The sequence below is a fragment of the Streptomyces dysideae genome, from assembly GCF_001514305.1.
Lineage (GTDB): Bacteria > Actinomycetota > Actinomycetes > Streptomycetales > Streptomycetaceae > Streptomyces > Streptomyces dysideae.
In genome coordinates this window covers 274,771-292,185 of sequence record NZ_KQ949079.1, presented here as the reverse complement: position 1 = coordinate 292,185, position 17,415 = coordinate 274,771, and the positions used below count along the sequence as shown (strand labels likewise).

General features: G+C 68.9%; 18 protein-coding genes and 2 pseudogenes. 11 read left to right on the top strand and 9 right to left on the bottom strand.

What is annotated here, in order from left to right; genetic code table 11:
* Positions 1-48: 48 nt before the first annotated feature.
* Positions 49-900 (bottom strand): hypothetical protein, encoded by an 852-nt coding sequence (locus tag AQJ91_RS11795; RefSeq protein WP_067019352.1) that lies wholly within the window; start codon positions 898-900, stop codon positions 49-51.
* A 148-nt stretch (positions 901-1,048) separates the two neighbouring features.
* Here AQJ91_RS11795 and AQJ91_RS11790 point away from each other — a divergent pair, with 148 nt between their 5' ends.
* Positions 1,049-1,273 (top strand): ABC transporter permease family protein, encoded by a 225-nt coding sequence (locus tag AQJ91_RS11790; protein WP_067019349.1) that lies wholly within the window; start codon positions 1,049-1,051, stop codon positions 1,271-1,273.
* A gap of 88 nt (positions 1,274-1,361) precedes the next feature.
* Here AQJ91_RS11790 and sigJ read toward each other — a convergent pair whose 3' ends face one another.
* Entirely contained in the window at positions 1,362-2,315 is a 954-nt protein-coding gene (sigJ, locus tag AQJ91_RS11785; RefSeq protein WP_067019347.1) for an RNA polymerase sigma factor SigJ, read from the bottom strand.
* A gap of 173 nt (positions 2,316-2,488) precedes the next feature.
* Here sigJ and AQJ91_RS11780 point away from each other — a divergent pair, with 173 nt between their 5' ends.
* Positions 2,489-2,896 carry a hypothetical protein gene (locus AQJ91_RS11780; RefSeq protein WP_067019346.1) on the top strand — a complete coding sequence of 136 codons (408 nt, stop codon included), beginning with the start codon at positions 2,489-2,491 and terminating at the stop codon, positions 2,894-2,896.
* Positions 2,897-2,943: 47 nt separating this feature from the next.
* Here the strand turns inward: AQJ91_RS11780 and AQJ91_RS55425 are convergent, their stop codons facing one another.
* From AQJ91_RS55425 to AQJ91_RS11765, 3 genes and pseudogenes are all read right to left on the bottom strand, one after another.
* Positions 2,944-3,195, bottom strand: a complete 252-nt coding sequence (locus AQJ91_RS55425) for a LamG domain-containing protein (protein WP_067019344.1) — start codon at positions 3,193-3,195, stop codon at positions 2,944-2,946.
* 379 nt (positions 3,196-3,574) lie between these two features.
* A pseudogene (locus tag AQJ91_RS58185) lies at positions 3,575-4,192 on the bottom strand (AbiTii domain-containing protein); the annotation flags it as partial.
* 129 nt (positions 4,193-4,321) lie between these two features.
* A complete protein-coding gene (locus AQJ91_RS11765; RefSeq protein WP_067019494.1) occupies positions 4,322-4,786 on the bottom strand; it encodes a GNAT family N-acetyltransferase in 465 nt (154 codons plus the stop codon).
* A 30-nt stretch (positions 4,787-4,816) separates the two neighbouring features.
* Between AQJ91_RS11765 and AQJ91_RS11760 the strand changes: the two are divergent.
* A pseudogene (locus AQJ91_RS11760) lies at positions 4,817-5,878 on the top strand (tyrosine-type recombinase/integrase); the annotation flags it as partial.
* A 67-nt stretch (positions 5,879-5,945) separates the two neighbouring features.
* Here the strand turns inward: AQJ91_RS11760 and AQJ91_RS11755 are convergent.
* On the bottom strand, positions 5,946-6,383 hold the full coding sequence (locus AQJ91_RS11755) for a hypothetical protein (protein ID WP_003974483.1): 438 nt from the start codon (positions 6,381-6,383) through the stop codon (positions 5,946-5,948).
* A gap of 585 nt (positions 6,384-6,968) precedes the next feature.
* Here AQJ91_RS11755 and hemL point away from each other — a divergent pair.
* The 8 genes from hemL to AQJ91_RS11715 all read left to right on the top strand — a co-directional run bounded on the left by hemL (position 6,969) and on the right by AQJ91_RS11715 (position 15,238).
* Positions 6,969-8,285, top strand: coding sequence for a glutamate-1-semialdehyde 2,1-aminomutase (hemL, locus tag AQJ91_RS11750; protein WP_067019339.1), 1,317 nt, complete (start codon positions 6,969-6,971; stop codon positions 8,283-8,285).
* Positions 8,286-8,323: 38 nt separating this feature from the next.
* Positions 8,324-8,971, top strand: coding sequence for a histidine phosphatase family protein (locus tag AQJ91_RS11745; RefSeq protein WP_107122412.1), 648 nt, complete (start codon positions 8,324-8,326; stop codon positions 8,969-8,971).
* Positions 8,972-9,133: 162 nt separating this feature from the next.
* Positions 9,134-10,420, top strand: a complete 1,287-nt coding sequence (locus AQJ91_RS11740; RefSeq protein ID WP_067019335.1) for a polysaccharide deacetylase family protein — start codon at positions 9,134-9,136, stop codon at positions 10,418-10,420.
* A gap of 66 nt (positions 10,421-10,486) precedes the next feature.
* Positions 10,487-11,116 carry a TlpA family protein disulfide reductase gene (locus tag AQJ91_RS11735; protein WP_067019334.1) on the top strand — a complete coding sequence of 210 codons (630 nt, stop codon included), beginning with the start codon at positions 10,487-10,489 and terminating at the stop codon, positions 11,114-11,116.
* Position 11,117: 1 nt separating this feature from the next.
* Entirely contained in the window at positions 11,118-11,888 is a 771-nt protein-coding gene (locus tag AQJ91_RS11730; protein WP_067019333.1) for a cytochrome c biogenesis CcdA family protein, read from the top strand.
* 3 nt (positions 11,889-11,891) lie between these two features.
* Positions 11,892-13,634, top strand: coding sequence for a cytochrome c biogenesis protein ResB (gene resB / locus AQJ91_RS11725; protein WP_067019331.1), 1,743 nt, complete (start codon positions 11,892-11,894; stop codon positions 13,632-13,634).
* The gene (ccsB, locus tag AQJ91_RS11720) at positions 13,631-14,767 is read left to right on the top strand and encodes a c-type cytochrome biogenesis protein CcsB (RefSeq protein ID WP_067019329.1); all 1,137 of its coding nucleotides are present in this window, start codon (positions 13,631-13,633) and stop codon (positions 14,765-14,767) included. The genes resB and ccsB overlap by 4 nt, the downstream gene beginning before the upstream one ends.
* Positions 14,768-14,833: 66 nt before the next feature.
* Positions 14,834-15,238: an SRPBCC domain-containing protein gene (locus AQJ91_RS11715; protein WP_067019327.1), complete on the top strand. Its 405-nt coding sequence runs from the start codon at positions 14,834-14,836 to the stop codon at positions 15,236-15,238.
* On the opposite strand, the gene AQJ91_RS11710 is transcribed toward AQJ91_RS11715, so the two are convergent.
* The 3 genes from AQJ91_RS11710 to AQJ91_RS11705 all read right to left on the bottom strand — a co-directional run bounded on the left by AQJ91_RS11710 (position 15,147) and on the right by AQJ91_RS11705 (position 17,311).
* Positions 15,147-16,196 carry a hypothetical protein gene (locus AQJ91_RS11710; RefSeq protein ID WP_324617989.1) on the bottom strand — a complete coding sequence of 350 codons (1,050 nt, stop codon included), beginning with the start codon at positions 16,194-16,196 and terminating at the stop codon, positions 15,147-15,149. The two genes, AQJ91_RS11715 and AQJ91_RS11710, sit on opposite strands and share 92 nt — an antisense overlap.
* 88 nt (positions 16,197-16,284) lie before the next feature.
* Entirely contained in the window at positions 16,285-16,404 is a 120-nt protein-coding gene (locus AQJ91_RS55415) for a DUF397 domain-containing protein (RefSeq protein WP_234382076.1), read from the bottom strand.
* Positions 16,352-17,311, bottom strand: a complete 960-nt coding sequence (locus AQJ91_RS11705) for a helix-turn-helix domain-containing protein (protein ID WP_067019324.1) — start codon at positions 17,309-17,311, stop codon at positions 16,352-16,354. Before AQJ91_RS11705 ends, AQJ91_RS55415 begins: the two co-directional genes overlap by 53 nt.
* Positions 17,312-17,415: the final 104 nt, after the last annotated feature.

Genomic DNA, 17,415 nt, shown 5'->3' with positions numbered 1-17,415 from the left:
GGAGGGCTTTTCGCGGACCCAGGATGGGGCAAGACCGTGAGCGATCCATCATGCGGCCTGCGGGTTGGCGTCGGGTGAGCAGTCCCGGAAGAGGGCGGGTTCCGCCGCGCGGAAGGCGCGTTCGCAGCCGTCGCAGGTCTGCCAGGGCAGGACGGCCGGTCTGTCGGCCGCGGCAACCGGCGCGGGCGTGGCCGGTGGCGGTTCGCTGAGGCGGAAGGTCAGGATGCGGGCCGGGCGGGACCGGATGGGCTCCGGTAGCCGGGTGGTGAGTGCTTCGGTGATCTGCGCGGGGCTGACGCCTGCCGCGAGCCACTGCGTGACGGCCGGAGCCAGCTCGGCCACCTCCCGTCCCGACAGAATCAGCCGGGAATCGACGATCCGCAGCGAGCCGAGGATGACGGCGGCCCGCTCGTCGACTTCGGTTTCGTCCTCTCTCTGAGCCGCAGGCGCAGGTGGAAGTGGAGGTGGAGTGCTGGGCGCGACGGAAGGCGTAGGTCGAGGGTCCGGCCGTGACACGGACCGGGTGGCTGCGGAGGCGCGGCCGCGGTCCCGGGCCGGTACGTCGTGGAAGTACGTACGGGTACGGATCCGGCCGCCGGGTCCGCGTTCCCGCCGCCGTTCCAGGTAGCCGAGCGCCTCCAACTCCCGTAGCGCGCGGGAGATGAGGATCTCGCCCTCGCTGAAGTGGGCGCACAGGCGGGCGATGCTCACGACGGCACCGTCGGGCAGCGAGAGGATGTAGACCGCGACGCCGATCGTGACCGCGCTTCCGGGCCGCTGTGCCAGGGAGTTGGCGATCACGGTGAAGTCGGCGGTGAGGCGGGTGCGGATGTGGATCACGCCGGAGGTCGGAGCTCCGGCGTCTGCGCGCACGGGCGCGTTAGACTGCGGGTCAGCCATTGGGAAGGGGTTTCTTCCTGATTGGTCAGGCCCTCGATCAGGATTGCCGTCCTGGCCGGGGGCCGTCGTCCGTGTGAGGTTGTTGCGGCGAACGTAACCCTCCGTGCCCACGTGCTGCAACCGAGTCACTCCGTTCGCGCCACGGTGGGTGCCCTCCATCGCTGATCGGATCATCGTGTCCCGGCAGAGCCCGGAACTGAACACGTTGACCTCCGGGGTCGCCTCACTCGTCTCGGGCCAGCTCGGCGACCGCAACCAGTACCCGATCAAGCTCGCGGCGACCCTGCTCATGACCATCCCCGTGGCACTGGTGTTCTTCGCCTTCCAGCGGCACTTCGTCCGCGGGGGGACGGCAGGAGCGACCAAGGGGTAGCGGGGGACCCGGCGACCGTGACGGCGTCCACGACATCTGCCGCGGCCGGCGCGCCATCGCCGACAGCTCCCCGCCCCCCGTGTCTTCGTCAGATCTGTCCGCTCGCGGTCCACGCACGGAGTTTCTCCGGGTTGCGGACCGCCCAGATACGGTTGACGCGGCCGCCGGTGACATCGAACGCGGCCACGGTCACGGGCACGCCGGCCTGCTGGGCCACCAGGCCGGGTCGGCCGTTGACCGTCCGCTCCAGGAGCATCAGTCCAGCAGATACGCCGGCGATGTGGATCAGGTACTGGGCGATGCTCTTGCCGCCCTTGACCGGACGCAGGACGGTGCCGACCAGGCCGCCGCCATCGGCGGTCATCGTGGCGTCGGGGTCGAGGAGACCGACGAGGGTCTCGATGTCCCTGGCCTCCCATGCCTCCTTGAAATGCCGTACCAGAACGGCCTGTCCGGCTGCCGGAACTGCCGGAGTCCGCGCGGCCCGGATGCGCCGACGGCCCGAGGACGCCAGCTGTCGACAGGCCGCCGGCGTCCGGCCGACGATCTCGGCGATCTCGGCGAAGGGGTAGCGGAAGACGTCGTGCAGGATGAACGCCACGCGTTCGGCCGGCGTCATCGACTCCAGTACGACGAGGAAGGCCATGTTCACCGACTCGTCCAGGGTGACCCAGTCGGCGGGGTCGGCCGGCTCGGCCCTGCCGCCGCCCGCCCGACCGCTGATCCACTCCATACGGTCGGGCAGCGGCTCGGGTATCCAGGTGCCGACGTAGCGCTCGCGCCGGGCCCGCGCCGAGCCGAGCAGGTCCAGGCAGATGCGGCTGGCCACCGTCGTCAGCCAGGCGCCTGGTGAGGCGATGGCCTCCTGCTGGTGACGCGACATCGCGTACCAGCGGGTGTAGGTCTCCTGCACGGCGTCCTCGGCCTCGGTCAGCGAACCGAGCAGCCGATAGGCGAGATTGACCAGCTGGCGCCGCTCGCCGATGACCGTGCTCGGGTCCGGCTCGGACCGGTCGTGCCCTGACTCGGATGGGGTGCTCATGACCGCGACCGCTCCCTGGTTCTTCTCGTCCGCTTCCGCTCTCGCCCCTTCGGCGGAACACCGCACCGGACTGTGAGGCGGGCGCCTCGCCTGACATTTCACGGGCCTGCTTCGTCGGACCGTCAGGACACTACCGATCCAGTCGCCGCGAGGCAGGAAGAGGGGGCCACATCATGGCCGAACAGACGACGACAGCACCGGGCAGACTCACGTTCCTGCACGTCGCGATCGCCTTGCAGACCTTGGCGCTCCTCTTCCAGGCGGTCACCGCCGGACTACTGCTGTCCTCGTCCGACAGTGAGGTGCTGCACAGCGTCGGAGCGCGCGTGATGTACGGCGCGTCGATGCTGTACGTGCTCGCCGCGATCCTGGCCTGGCGGCCCGGTGGCGGCTCGCCACGTCCCATCCTGCACGCGTCCGGTTTCCTCGCACTCGCCTCGGTGCAGGTGATCCTCGGCATCGCGCGTGTACCGGCGCTCCATGTCCCCTTGGGAGTCCTGATGTTCGGCCTGAGCGTGCTGTCGCTGGGTCAGGTGGCGTCCAGCGCCCCCGGCGCCAACCCACCGCGACGTACCACGTGACGCCAGCGCCGGCGCAACGCAGCTGATCAGCCTCCCGACCGCGGCGGTCACAGCTCCTTCGCGCAGGTGTCCTGGTACGCCGCCCTCCCTCCGAACACATTCAGGCCGATGTGGCCATCGACGTACGTCGTGTCCGTCACGTCGATGATCCGCTTGCCGTTGAGGAACACCTGGATTCGGTCGCCCTCGGTGAGGATATGGACGGGGTAGGTCGTGCCGCGGCGGACCAGGGCCGGGACGCGGGCGAGGGCGGCGCCGTCGTCGAAGTGGCCGTTGGTCTTGGCGACCAGGCGGATCACGCGCAGGTCGGGGTCGAGGTTGAGGCAGTAGGCGTCGGCGCCGTCGGAGGAGGCGCGCCAGAGGAGGGAGAGGGCGCCGCCGGTGTCCGGGGCGGGGCTGCCGAGTCGGACCAGGGTGGTGAGGTCCAGATCCGCCGCCGTGCGCGCCGAGACGGCGTTGGAGTCCTTGTCGGACGTTCCGGCGCGCCCCGCTGTCCGTGGACCGGTGACCGGCGGGAGTGACTGTCAACTTGCCGAGGTCTGTGCGGAATTCACCGCCGGTCGGGGCGACAGCCAACGGCTTCACGCGGTCCACCGGGCGGTAGGTGCTGTCCAGCTTGTGCACCTTGAGCGACTCGATGTGTGCGGTGCCGCCCTTGGCGTAGAAGGCCATGCCGTCGGCATCCGGGTCGGGGAAGATCAGGCTGGTCACGGCGGCCTGTCCGGCCGCGCCGAATGCCTCGACCGACGACGAGTCTACGTACACGCGCAGGGTCACGCGGCCGTCGGTCGTCCTCATCGGCGCGGTCGTGCGGCCCGCGAAGTGCTGCGTGAAGTCGCTCAGGCCCGAGGCCGTAATGTGGGAGCCTTCGTTTCCCATCTGGTGCTGTTCCTGAGTCATCAGCAGGACGTATTCAGCCGAGCCGGGCGGGCTCAGGCGTACCACCCTGTCGCCGCGGGTGACGACGGCTTCGAGTTCCCGGACTCCTTGCCGGATTGGTGCGCTCTCTCCGATGCCGCGATCGCGGGCGTGTTGGGGCAGCTGCCCCGGGCTGATCCGCTGAGTGTTGCCCCGGATGATCTGGCCCGGTAGATAGAGGTCCACTACGACTTCGAGTGCGGCTGGCACCTTCCGATACGAGGGCATCTCATCGGCCGCTGCGTACCCTTCCAGCTCCTTCAGCGCCCAGGCGCGCAGTTCCCCGTGGTGGGCGAAGCCAGCCAGCATGATGCACTGCCGGAGGGCGGTAGCGAGAGAGGCGGTGTCATCCAGGACGGCGCGCTCAAGCTGCTCCATCCCACGGATGTCGGGTGTCGTCACGGTGTCCAGTCTGCCCTGCCCCACTGACAACACTGGTCGAATTCGTCGTCCCGGCACCCCGCCTTGCCGTCACAATCAATGGAGTCAAGGGTTCCAGTTCCTGACTCAGCTCCGAAGGCCCTTGACCATGACCGCGTACACCGGGGAGTCAGCGAACGGTTGCTGCTCGCCGACCTTGGCGTACCCCCACGACTCGTAGAGCTCCTGCACCTTGGGGTGGGTCACATCCACCAGAAGCACGGCAAGGTCTTCCGCGCGCTCCTTCAACAGCGCTTCGTGGAGCCGCTCGGAGATGCCACGCTTGCGCCAGCCTGGGCGCACCACCACCTCGGACACGGCGTAGGTGGAGGAGTAGCCGTTGTTCGGCTCGTACGCTGTGGACCGCCACCATTCGCGGCCGGGGGCGAGCGGGGCGCCGTAGGCGAAGCCGACCGGTTCGTCCTCGTCGTACGCCACCACGCAGGAGAAGCCGTCCATGCCGGTCCAGTGGTCGACGAACCAGGCGAAGCGCTGGTGGAAGGGGTCGTCCATCTGGTCGGCGTAGGCGTCGGCGTGTACGTCGATGAGCATCTGCCGGAAGACCTCGGGGAGGTTTCCTTCGTGTGGCTCGACGCGAACTCTGTCGGCCCGACGACCGCGCTCCGCTACGAGGCGACCGTCCGCAACCACATCGTCGAGCACCTCGGCCGACGTGAGCTGCGGTCCCTCAACCAGCCCTCGATCATTCAGGGTTGGATTCGCACGCTCCAGGACGCCGAACTGGAGGTATCGACGATCGAGGGCGTCTTCGACATCCTCTCCAGCATCCTCGGCATGGCCGTGGAGGACGGGCTGCTGCCGAAGAACCCCTGCAAGTCGAAGTCGGTCAAGCTACCGACGGCGACCAAGAAGAAGATCATCCCCTGGTCGTTGGAACGCGTGCGCGCGGTCATCGCCGGTCTCCCGAAGCGCTTCGAGGCCGGCGGCAAGCTCGCCTTCGGCTGCGGCCTCCGCCAGGGCGAGGTGTTCGGCTTCGCAGTCGAGGACATCGACTTCAAAAGCGGCTGGATCCACGTCAACCGCCAGGTGCGGCTCGTCGGCACAAAGCCCGTCTTCGCCCTGCCCAAGGGCAACAGGATCCGTTCAGTGCCCCTGTCGGCTCAGCTCGCCTCGGCCCTCAAGGCTCACATGAAGGAGTTCCCGCCAGTCGAGGTCACCCTGCCCTGGGCCAAGCCGGACGGTGAGCCGAAGACCTTCCGCCTCCTCTTCGTCGACAAGAAGAGCGGAGCCTACAACCGCAGCGTCCTCAACATGGGCGCCTTGAAGCTCGCCCTGGCCGCCGCCGGCGTGATCCCTCCCCGCGAGCGTGGCGCGCGCTACCTCCAGGCGGCCCCGGAAGACGGCATGCACGCCCTCCGGCACGCCTACGCCTCCGTGCTCCTGGACGTGGGGGAGAGCATCAAGGCGCTCTCCGAGTACCTCGGCCACTCGGACCCGGGCTTCACGCTGCGGACGTACACGCACCTACTGCCATCCAGCGAGACCCGCACCCGCAAGGCGATCGACGACGCCTTCACGGAAGCGGAGGCCGAGGCGGAAGACGACGGCGACCCGCCCGCCGCCCAGGGCGCATCAGTGCTCCCAGCGAAACCAATGTGCCCTCAATGCGCCCTGGCCGCCTGACGGCCCCTCTCCGGCACTGAGAAGGGCGAGGCCCGAAGACCCCGCCCGATACCAGTGAACCCCCAGGTCACGGCCACACGAGGCAGTAAGGCTGATGCCCCGCCTCATGCAACCGATGGCTGAAGTCCTGCCACTCGTGCAGCAGTTGGTACACATTGAACGCGTCCCGCGGTCCACCCCGGTCCGGCACCGTCGACCAGATGAACGCCGCCGCGCCCACCGCTTCCTCGCCTATGCCCCGGAGTGGATCCACGACCGTCATCGGCAGCTTGACCACCGCGTAGTCGGGGTGCAGGACGACCAGTTCCAGTGGGGGCACCTTGTGCAGCGGCACGCCCTCGATGCCGGTCAGGACCATCGCGGCCATCGTCTCCGGCTTGATCTTGGTGAACATGCCGTTCATGCCGAGCTCGTCGCCGCCGAGTTCCTCGGGGCGCATCGAGATCGGGACGCGGGCCGCGGTCGCGCCGTCCGGTGCGCCGAAGTACTTGTACGTCACCCCCACCCGACCACCATTCCTGCTCCCCGCCCTGAGCCGCTCGATCCGACGTTCGATACGTCCGTCGTCCCGCTCCGACTCACTCGGCACACCGCGTTCCTGCCGTGCTTCGTTCGATTCCTCCGCGTCGCGCCGGTGCTTGCCTCGCCGGGCACGTCGAGGACCCAGGTCATCAGTCCCCTCGCCCAGTCCGCCACCGCGATGCATATCTCCACCCGACTGCTTTTCTAGGATGCATGGCCCCGCCGCGCAACCCGATCATCGTGTCAGTTGACCTCCCCCACGTCCGCCCGCCGAAACGTGCGTTGAAACACTGTCCGCAGCTTCCGCCCGCAGGTTGTGTCCGTAGGTTCTGTGCGCAAGATCTTGGCAGCCCTGAGCACGTGGTCCGTGTGAGCTGTGTGTATCACTCCCAGTTTCGCAGATCGCGGGGGAGTGGGGGTCTGCCCCGGCCCTTCCCCGACTCAGCAGCGGGCCCGGCGCCCGCCTTCCCAGCGGCCCCGCTGCCCCCGAACCGCCCTGGCCTACCCTGAGGAGGTCAGTGGCAAGCGGAGTCCGAGCAGTCGGAGAAGGTCGGAGAAGTCGCAGGACATGAGCGAAACGCCCTATTCATACGATGCGCCTGTCTCGCAGGCCCTGTTCGACCGCGCGTCCGCCGTCACGCCCGGCGGCGTGAACTCGCCGGTGCGTGCCTTCCGCGCCGTCGGCGGCACGCCCCGGTTCATGGTGTCCGGCAGCGGCCCCTACCTGACCGACGCCGACGGGCGCGAGTACGTCGACCTGGTCTGCTCCTGGGGGCCCATGATCCTCGGGCACTCGCGCCCGGAGGTCATCGCCGCCGTCCAGGACGCCGTCTCCCGCGGTACCTCCTTCGGTACGCCCGGTGAGGGCGAGGTCGCCCTCGCCGAGGAGATCGTCGCCAGGATCGAGCCCGTCGACCAGGTGCGGCTCGTGTCCAGCGGGACCGAGGCCACGATGTCCGCCATCCGGCTCGCCCGCGGGTTCACCCAGCGGCCCAAGGTGATCAAGTTCGCCGGGTGCTATCACGGGCACGTGGACTCCCTGCTCGCCGCGGCGGGGTCCGGCGTCGCCACCTTCGCGCTGCCCGACACCCCCGGCGTCACCGGCGCCCAGGCCGGCGACACCATCGTCCTGCCCTACAACGACCTCGAGGCCGTCCAGGAGGCCTTCCACCGGCACCCCGGCGAGATCGCCTGTGTGATCACGGAGGCGTCCCCGGGGAACATGGGCGTCGTACCGCCCCGGCCCGGGTTCAACCAGGGACTCAAGGACGCCTGCCGGAAGAACGGCGCCCTCTTCATCTCCGACGAGGTCATGACCGGCTTCCGTACCGGCCGCGCCGGCTGGTACGGCATCGACGGGGTCAAGCCCGACCTCATGACCTTCGGCAAGGTGATGGGTGGCGGGTTCCCCGCCGCCGCCTTCGGCGGGCGCGTCGACGTCATGGCCCACCTCGCTCCCGCCGGGCCCGTCTACCAGGCCGGCACCCTCTCCGGTAACCCCGTCGCCACCGCCGCCGGCCTCGCTCAGCTGCGGCTCCTCGACGAGGCCGCCTACGACAAGGTCGACGCCGTCTCGGAGACCGTCCAGTCCCTAGTCACCGAGGCCCTCACCAAGGAAGGCGTCGCGCACACCGTGCAGAACGCCTCCAACATGTTCTCCGTCTTCTTCACCAACCGGAGCGTCCGGAACTACGAGGAGGCCAAGGCGCAGGACTCCTTCCGCTTCACCGCCTTCTTCCACTCGATGCTGGCGCAGGGCGTCTACCTGCCGCCCTCGTCCTTCGAGTCCTGGTTCGTGTCCACGGCCCACGACGAACAGGCCGTCCAGCGGATCGCCGACGCCCTCCCGGCAGCGGCCCGAGCGGCAGCGGAGGCGACCGCGTGAGCAACCAGACCAACGGCGACATCACCGTCGTACACCTCATGCGGCACGGCGAGGTCGCCAACCCGGACGGCATCCTCTACGGCCGCCTCCCCGGCTACCACCTCTCCGAGCTCGGCCGGCAGATGGCCGACCGGGTCGCCGACAACCTCGCCCCCCGCGACATCACCTACGTCTGCTCCTCCCCGCTGGAGCGGGCCCAGGAGACGGCCACCCCGATCGCCAAGGCGCACGGCCTCGACCTCGCCACCGACGCCCGGCTCCTCGAGGCCGGGAACGTCTTCCAGGGCAAGACCTTCGGCGTCGGAGACGGCGCGCTGAAGAAGCCCGCCAACTGGAAGCACCTCGTCAACCCCTTCAGGCCGTCCTGGGGTGAGGCGTACGTCGACCAGGTCATCCGCATGATGGGGGCGCTGGACGCCGCCAAGGACCAGGCCCGGGGGCACGAGGCCGTGCTGGTCAGCCATCAGCTGCCGATCTGGATCGTGCGGTCCTACGTCGAGAAGCGGCGCCTGTGGCACGACCCGCGCAAGCGGCAGTGCACGCTCGCCTCCCTGACGACGTTCACGTACCAGGGCGACCGGATCGTGTCCGTCGGCTACACCGAGCCCGCCATCGACCTCGTGCCCGCCCATCTCCGCGCCGGCGCCAAGCCGGTGAAGGGGAAGGACAAGGCCTTCGGTGCATAGCCGCACAGCCACGTAACCGCATAACCGACATCCGTAAGGACCGTCACGTATAAGACAGTTCCGTGACAAACGTTACGAACTATGTACTAGTTCGCGGAACCTCCCCGCTCCTCATGCCCTCTGACTGGGTGACCACCACAGGACATGACGAACGGGGATGCAATGCGCACTCTCACTCGAAGGGGAGCACTCGGACTCGGTGCCGGTGCCGCCGCCCTCGGACTCGCGGGATGCGGCACCCTCACGCCGTCAGACGGGTCGAACCGGGAAACTGGTTCCGGGAACTCCGGCGGCAACCGGCCCGGCGCCCAGAAGCACCCCGCCCGGCCCCTCGGTGACGGTTCCACCTCGTACACCGGCAAGCAGCCGCGTCAGCCCGCCGCCCCGAAGCCCCTCGAACCCGGCGAGACCCCGCCCCAGTTCGTCGTCTTCTCCTGGGACGGGGCCGCCGAGGTCGGCAACGGCCTCTTCCCGCGCTTCCTGGACCTGGCCAAGGACCACGGCGCGAGCATGACCTTCTTCCTCTCGGGCCTCTACCTCCTGCCCGAGTCGAAGAAGCGGCTCTACGACCCCCCGAACAACCCGCGCGGCGCCTCCGACATCGGCTACCTCACCGACGGCCACGTCAAGGCGACACTGGCCAACGTCCGCCGCGCCTGGCTCGAGGGCCACGAGATCGGCACCCACTTCAACGGCCACTTCTGCGCCGGCACCGGCAGCGTCGGCAACTGGACGCCCCAGCAGTGGCGCAGTGAGATCCAGCAGGCGAAGGGCTTCGTCAAGGAGTGGCGGACCAACACCGGGTGGTCAGAGCTGCCCGCGCTGCCCTTCGACTACGACAAGGAGCTCATCGGCGGCCGTACGCCCTGCCTCCTCGGCCAGGACAGCCTGCTGCCCACCGCCCGCGAACTGGGCTGGCGCTACGACGCCTCCTCGCCGGGCGGGCGCCAGGTGTGGCCGGTGAAGAAGGAGGGCCTGTGGGATCTGCCGCTTCAGCAGATACCTTTCCCCGGGCGCAGCTTCGAGGTCCTCTCGATGGACTACAACATGCTCGCCAACCAGTCCGTGAACTCGACCAACGCGCCCTCCTACAACTACCCGGCCTGGCGCAAGCAGTCCGGCGACGCCTACATCGCGGGCTTCCGGCGGGCCTACGAGACCAACCGCGCCCCCTTCTTCGTCGGCAACCACTTCGAGCAGTGGAACGGCGGCATCTACATGGACGCCGTCGAGCAGGCCTTCAAGCACATCGCCGCGGAGAAGGAGAAGGGCGCCGACGTACGCCTCGTCTCCTTCCGGCAGTTCGTCGACTGGATGGACGTACAGGAGCCCGAGGTGCTGGCCAAGCTGCGGACGCTCGATGTGGGGCAGGAGCCGGCCGGGGGCTGGAACGCCTTCCTGAAGGACACCCCTGCGAGCCCTTCCGGGAGCTCGCAGAACGCTGCCTGAAATGCGGTCTTGCGCCCGTGAGGGGGGTGCGCAAGATCCTCAGAACGGGCATGCGAAACTTTTCACATGAGTGCCGCCAGCCGCACCCCCCTGCGCCCTACCGCCTGGACCCGCTCGCGTCGCGCCGCCCTGACGACCGCCGGTGCCGCCCTCGCGGCACTGCTCGTCTCCGCGTGCTCCTCGGGAGGCGTCTCCGGGGGTGGCGGTGACACCAACTTCGTGATGGGCAAGGACGGCATCTCCACCGTCGAGAAGGGCAAGCGCGACCAGGCCCCCGACCTGTCCGGCAAGACCATCGACGACAAGCAGCTCGCGGTCTCATCCTTCAAGGGCAAGGTCGTCGTCCTGAACGTGTGGGGATCCTGGTGCGCCCCCTGCCGTGCCGAGGCCGCCAACCTCGAGAAGGTCTACACGGACCTCAAGCCGCGGGGCGTTCAGTTCGTCGGCATCAACGTCGCCGACCCGCAGGTCAAGAGCGCCCTCGCCTTCGAGAAGCAGTACGGCGTCACCTACCCCAGCCTGTACGACCCGAGCAGCAAGCTGATGCTCCGCTTCGAGAAGGGCACGCTCAACCCGCAGGCGATCCCCTCCACGCTCGTCCTCGACCGGGACGGGAAGATCGCGGCCCGCTCGCTGGCCGCGCTCAGCGAGGAAAAACTGCGCAAGATGATCGCCCCGGTCCTCGCGGAGAAGTGACGTGAGCGCAGTCACCACGTTCGCAGCGGAGGGCTACAACGGCACGGTGCTTAACGGCGCCCTGCTTGCCGCTCTGCCCATTGCGCTGCTCGGCGGACTCGTCTCCTTCTTCTCGCCGTGCGTCTTGCCGCTGGTCCCCGGCTACCTGTCCTACGTCACTGGCGTCACCGGCACCGACCTCGCCGAGGCCCGGCGCGGCCGGATGGTCGCGGGCGCCTCCCTCTTCGTCCTCGGCTTCACCGCCGTGTTCGTCTCCAGCGGGGCCCTGTTCGGCTACTTCGGCAACAACCTGCAGGAGCACCAGGGCGTCCTGTCCAAGGTGCTGGGTGCGCTCATGATCCTCATGGGTGTGTTCTTCATAGGGCTGATGCCATGGATGACCCAGCGGGAGTTCCGCTTCCACAGGAAGCCGGTGACCGGACTGGTCGGCGCCCCCCTGCTCGGCGCGCTCTTCGGTATCGGCTGGACACCCTGCATCGGCCCGACCCTCGCCTCCGTGCTCGCCCTGTCCTCGCAGCAGTCGAGCGCCGGCCGCGGCGCCATACTGACCGTCGCCTACTGCCTCGGCCTCGGTGTGCCCTTCGTGCTCGCCGCGGTCGCCTTCCGCAAGGCGCTCGGCGCCTTCGGCTGGGTCAAGCGGCACTATGTCTGGGTGATGCGGGTCGGCGGCACGATGATGATCGTCACCGGTCTGCTGCTGCTGACCGGCGCCTGGGACAGCCTCGTACAGGACATGCAGTCCTGGTCCGCCGGATTCACTGTGGGGATCTGATCGATGACCAAGACCACCGCGCCTGACGAGGCCACGGACCAGGACCTCGGTACCGCCGGCTCCCAGCTGTCCACGGCGCCCGTGGACGCTTCGCCCAACCTGCCCGTCCTGGGTGTCATCGGCTGGGCCCGCTGGTTCTGGCGGCAGCTGACCTCCATGCGGGTGGCCCTGCTGCTGCTTCTGCTGCTGGCCCTCGGAGCCATCCCGGGCTCGCTGATCCCGCAGACCGGCCAGGACGAGACCAAGGTCGCCGACTTCCAGAAGGCCCACCCCACCCTCGCGCCGATCTACGAAAAGCTCGGCCTCTTCCACGTCTACGGCTCGGTGTGGTTCTCCGCGATCTACATCCTGCTGTTCGTCTCCCTCATCGGCTGCATCGTGCCCCGCACCTGGCAGTTCGTGGGCCAGCTGCGCAGCCGCCCGCCGCGCGCGCCCAAGCGGCTGACCCGGCTGCCCGCGTACACGACCTGGCGCACCGAGTCCGAACCCGAGCAGGTCCGTGAGGCCGCCCTCGCCCTGCTGAAGAAGCGCCGCTTCCGCGCCCTCCCCCACAGTCTTGAGGACGTGGGAGGTGCCCCCATCGCCGGTGACGCCGTCGCCGCCGAGAAGGGCTATCTGCGTGAGGTCGGCAACCTCGTCTTCCACATCGCCCTCATCGTGATGCTGATCGCCTTCGCCTGGGGCCAGCTCTTCAAGTCCGAGGGCAACAAGCTCATCGTCGAGGGCAACGGCTTCTCCAACACCCTGATCGGCTACGACGACTTCAAGTCCGGCAACCTCTTCTCCACCGACGACCTGACGCCGTTCAGCTTCACCCTGAACGACTTCGCCGGCACCTACGAGGTCTCCGGCCCCAACAAGGGCACCCCGCGCACCTACCAGGCCTCCCTCACCTACGCCGAGGGCGCCTACGGCAAGGACAAGAAGACCGTCGTCAAGGTCAACCACCCCCTGGAGATCGGCGACTCGAAGGTCTACCTCACGGCCCACGGCTACGCCCCCGTCATCACCGTCCGGGACGGCAAGGGCGACGTCGTCTTCCGCGACGCGGTGCCGCTGCTGCCGCTCGACTCCAACGTCACCTCCTCCGGTGTGGTCAAGGTCCTCGACGGCTACAAGAACGCCAAGGGCGAAACCGAGCAGCTCGGCTTCCAGGCCTTCCTCCTGCCGACCTACACGGTGGGCAACGAGGTGTCCTCCACCTTCCCGGCGCTGCTCAACCCGGTGCTGAACCTGGAGCCCTACCACGGCGACCTGGGCGTCAACTCGGGCATCCCGCAGAGCGTGTACCAGCTCGACAAGTCGCACATGAAGGAGTTCAAGGACTCCAAGGGCGAGCAGATGCGGGAGAACCTGCGGCCCGGGGAGACCATGACGCTCCCGAACGGTGCCGGCTCGGTCACCTACGAGGGCACCAAGGAGTGGGCGAACTTCCAGGTCACCGAGCAGCCCGGCAGCGGCTGGGCGCTGGCCGGCGCCATCGCCGCGATCTTCGGTCTCGCCTCCTCCCTGTTCATCCAGCGCCGACGGGTGTGGGTGCGGGCCACCGCCGGTCCCGACGGCGTGACCGTCGTCGAGATGGCCGGGCTCGGCCGCAGCGAGTCCGCCAAGGTGCCCGAGGAGCTCGGCGACCTCGCCGGGATCCTGTACGAGCAGGCGCCGGGGGTACCCGACCCCGCCCCCGACCCCGACGACGTCCCCGATCCAACCCACCCCGCTGTACCTGCCGAAGGGTCTGAGAAGTGACTCTCGCCGCCGCAACCGATCTCGCCGCCGCGACCAACGAGAATCTCGCGAGCCTCAGCAATACGCTGATCTACTCCGCGATGGCCGTGTACACCCTGGCCTTCTTCGCGTACATCGCCGAATGGCTCCTCGGCAGCCGCAGCAAGGTAGGCCGCACGGCCGCCGCGCTCACCGCGACGAAGGCGAGGACGCAGAAGGCCGGCGCCCCCGCCGTCACCGTGAAGGAGGGCGGCTCCACCGCCGTACTGGAGCGGCCGAAGGTCGTCGTGCGGGCCGCGGCCGGCTCCCGCGATGTGCCGGACGGGCCCGGGGCGCACGGCGGGGACGAGCAGGGCGACCTCTACGGGCGTATCGCCATCTCGCTCACGGTGCTCGCCTTCCTCGTCGAGTTCGGTGGTGTGCTCGCGCGGGCTCTCTCGGTGCAGCGGGCGCCGTGGGGCAACATGTACGAGTTCAACATCACCTTCTCCACCGTCGCCGTCGGTGTGTACCTCACGCTGCTCGCGCTGAAGAAGAACGTACGCTGGCTGGGGCTGTTCCTGATCACCACGGTCCTCCTCGATCTCGGCCTCGCCGTCACTGTCTTGTACACCGCCAGTGACCAGTTGGTTCCCGCCCTCCACTCGTACTGGCTGTACATCCACGTCTCCACGGCGATCCTGTGCGGCGCGGTCTTCTATGTCGGCGCGGTCACCACGCTGCTCTACCTCTTCAAGGACTCGTACGAGAACAAGCTCGCGAGCGGCGGCACCCCCGGCCGCTTCGCGAACTCGGTCCTGGACCGGCTGCCCGCCTCGGCGTCCCTCGACAAGTTCGCCTACCGCGTCAACGCCGCCGTATTCCCGCTGTGGACGTTCACGATCATCGCGGGCGCCATCTGGGCGGGCGACGCCTGGGGCCGCTACTGGGGCTGGGACCCCAAGGAGACCTGGTCGTTCATCACCTGGGTCGCCTTCGCCTGCTACCTGCACGCCCGCGCCACGGCCGGGTGGAAGGGCCGCAAGGCCGCCTACCTGGGCCTGATCGGCTTCGGCTGCTGGCTGTTCAACTACTACGGCGTCAACATCTTCGTCTCCGGCAAGCACTCCTACGCCGACGTCGGCCTGGGGGCGCTCCAGTCCGTCGGGTTCTGAGCGCGACAAGGCAGGTCAGCGGCCGTAAGGGGTGCACATCGCCGCCGGCGGGGTCAGGCTGGAGCTATGACCGGTTCCATCGAACAGGGCACCAGCCGGACCCACGGGAACACGCACATCCTGCACTTCCTGGTGCGGCTTCCTCGGCCCATGGAGAAGGTCTGGCCCGCACTGGCCACCCGGGACGGCCTCGCCGCCTGGTGCACCCCGGCCGACGTCCTGGAACCCCACCTCGGCGGCGCGGTCACCCTGCGTGACCTCGGCAGTGGGCGGATCACCGCGTGGGACGTGGAGCGGGTCGCCGAGTACACGGTGGAGGGCGGCGGCCGGATCCGCTTCCACCTGGAACGGGACGGCGACGAGGGGGCGGCCCTGCGCTTCACCCATGAGTTCCAGGGGGACGTGGAGTCGGAGCAGGGGTGGCGGGCCCGTTTCGAACGGCTCGTCGAGCTGTTCGAACCGGCCCCTTAGTGCGCAGGGCGGGCCGGCCGTCGCCGCGCAGGGCGGCGACGAAGACGACCTGGTCGGCGATGCCCTCGGACCGGTCCCGCAGCACGGCGTCGACGAGCCCCGCCCCGGGCGCGCTCTGCGCGTTGTCGACGAGCACGAGCGGCCGCCCCAGCCGACGCATACGCGGCAGTACGCCCGCGTAGGCCTCCGACAGGTCGGCGAGCAGCGCCCGTACGAGATACTGCTCGGCGTGCTCACGGGAGGTACCGCCGGCCCGGAAGTGGTCGGACAGCAGCATCAGCCCGCGCCGGGGATTGCCGCCCGCGTTCGGATAGTCGCGGTACCAGGTGGAGGCGCGCTGGGTACGCCGGTTCACGAAGCCGTCGGAGATGGACTCCAGGGTCGCCTCGACGGCCGCCGAGGTCAGCGGCCCGCCGCCGGTCACGGCCGCCACCACCTTGGCGGCGACCCGCCCCGCCCACCGCCCCGCGATGCCGGTGATCCACGACCCGCTCTCGTTCAGCAGCAGGATCCGCTCCACCTCACGCCGGATCCGCTCCGAGTCGGCGTTCCCCCACCCACCGGCGGCCACCGCGACGAGCCCCGACATCAGCCGCGGGAACTGGATCCGCCCGGCACCGGTCACCGGCTCGGCGAGCTGCTCGGCGACGACGAGCAGCGCCTGCGACACCGGCGACCATGCCTCGGCGGGCCGCCCGGCAGGGGGCGCCGCGAACTCGGCGTCCTCACAGTCGACCATCGCGACCGGCGTATGCCCCTTGTACCCGTCCCGCAGCTCCCGCAGCACAGCCGTCTTACCGAGCCCGCGCCCGCCGGTGAGTACGAGGAACGGCAGCTCCTGCGGATGCTCGGCCGGCACGGCCCGGTGGTGATGCGGACGCAGACCCACGAGCCGCGGAGCGAGACCGGCCGGATCCGTCTCGAACAACGCCCCACGCCCGTGCAAACGTCTGCCCAACGCTTCTCCCCCTGTCCCCCCAAGCGTCTCCAACGCCAGGGTAAGTAGGGGGAGTTGGTTCGGACTAGGTCGCGTGATGTCCGTTCGGTTACGAAAGTGTCAGTGTGGAGGTGAAGGCTGACCAGGCGGTGCGGGTGACGATCAGGACCGGGCCGTCAGGAGTCTTGCTGTCGCGGACGGGGACGACGTTGGGGAAATCGGGGGCGATCTCGATGCAGTTGCCGCCGTTGTCGTCGCTGTAGCTGCTCTTGATCCAGGTCGCCGCGCGGAGCTCGTGCCTGTCCATGATGCTCGTACCCTTCCATCGCGTCGCTGATCAGAGCGGCGGAATCGCGGGCTGACGGAATGTCCGCCCTGAGCACATCATAGGTCTGGAGATGGCGCCGGTAGAGGGCCGGATCGTTGTTGAAGTGGCCACGGTCCAGGGACTTCGAGTACACCCATCGCTCGTCGGGCAGCTCGATCAACGACATGGAACCTCGTGGGCGGATGAGGCCGAAGAGGCCTGATGGGGCCACTTGGATGCGGATGTTGGGGCGTCGTCCGACGGCCAGCAGATGTTCGCACTGGCCGCGCATGACTTCCGGGCTCCCCACTGCGTTGCGCAGGCAGCTCTCGTCCAGGACAGCGACGTACATCGGGCCGTCGTCGGCCAGGAAGCGCTGCTGTCGACTCAGTCGCGCCGTGACCCGCGAGGCGACCTCGTCGGCATCCGTGCCCCGGCGGCTGAACAGCGCCTGCGCATAATCAGGCGTCTGCAACAGCCCTGGGAAGACGCGCTCTTGATACTCGCGCAGGGCCACCGCCGCCTCATCCATCTCGGCCCTGCGCCGAAACCAGTCCGGATGCTCCACCTGCGGATACCAGTCGATGCGGTCCCACAGCCGCGCCAACACCCCGCCCGTGCCCAGCAGTTCGTCGCACTTCTTGGCGAACGTGTCCTGCGGGACCCGCGTCCCGGCCTCCACCCGCGCCACATGCGACCGGTCGCAGGGGATCTCCTTCGCCAGCCCCTCCTGGGAGAGCAGCGCGGCCTCGCGGAAGTGCTTCAGCACCTCGCCGAACACGGCGGCCGTGGTGACCCCCGAGCCCCCTTCGGCGTTACGTCGGCTCACAGGCTCGCTCTCTCCCTCCGTGACAGTGGACGACTGGCACGCGTCAGGCGTTGATGCGGACCGTTCCCCTGCGCGACGCTCGATACACCCAGAGTTACGGAAGG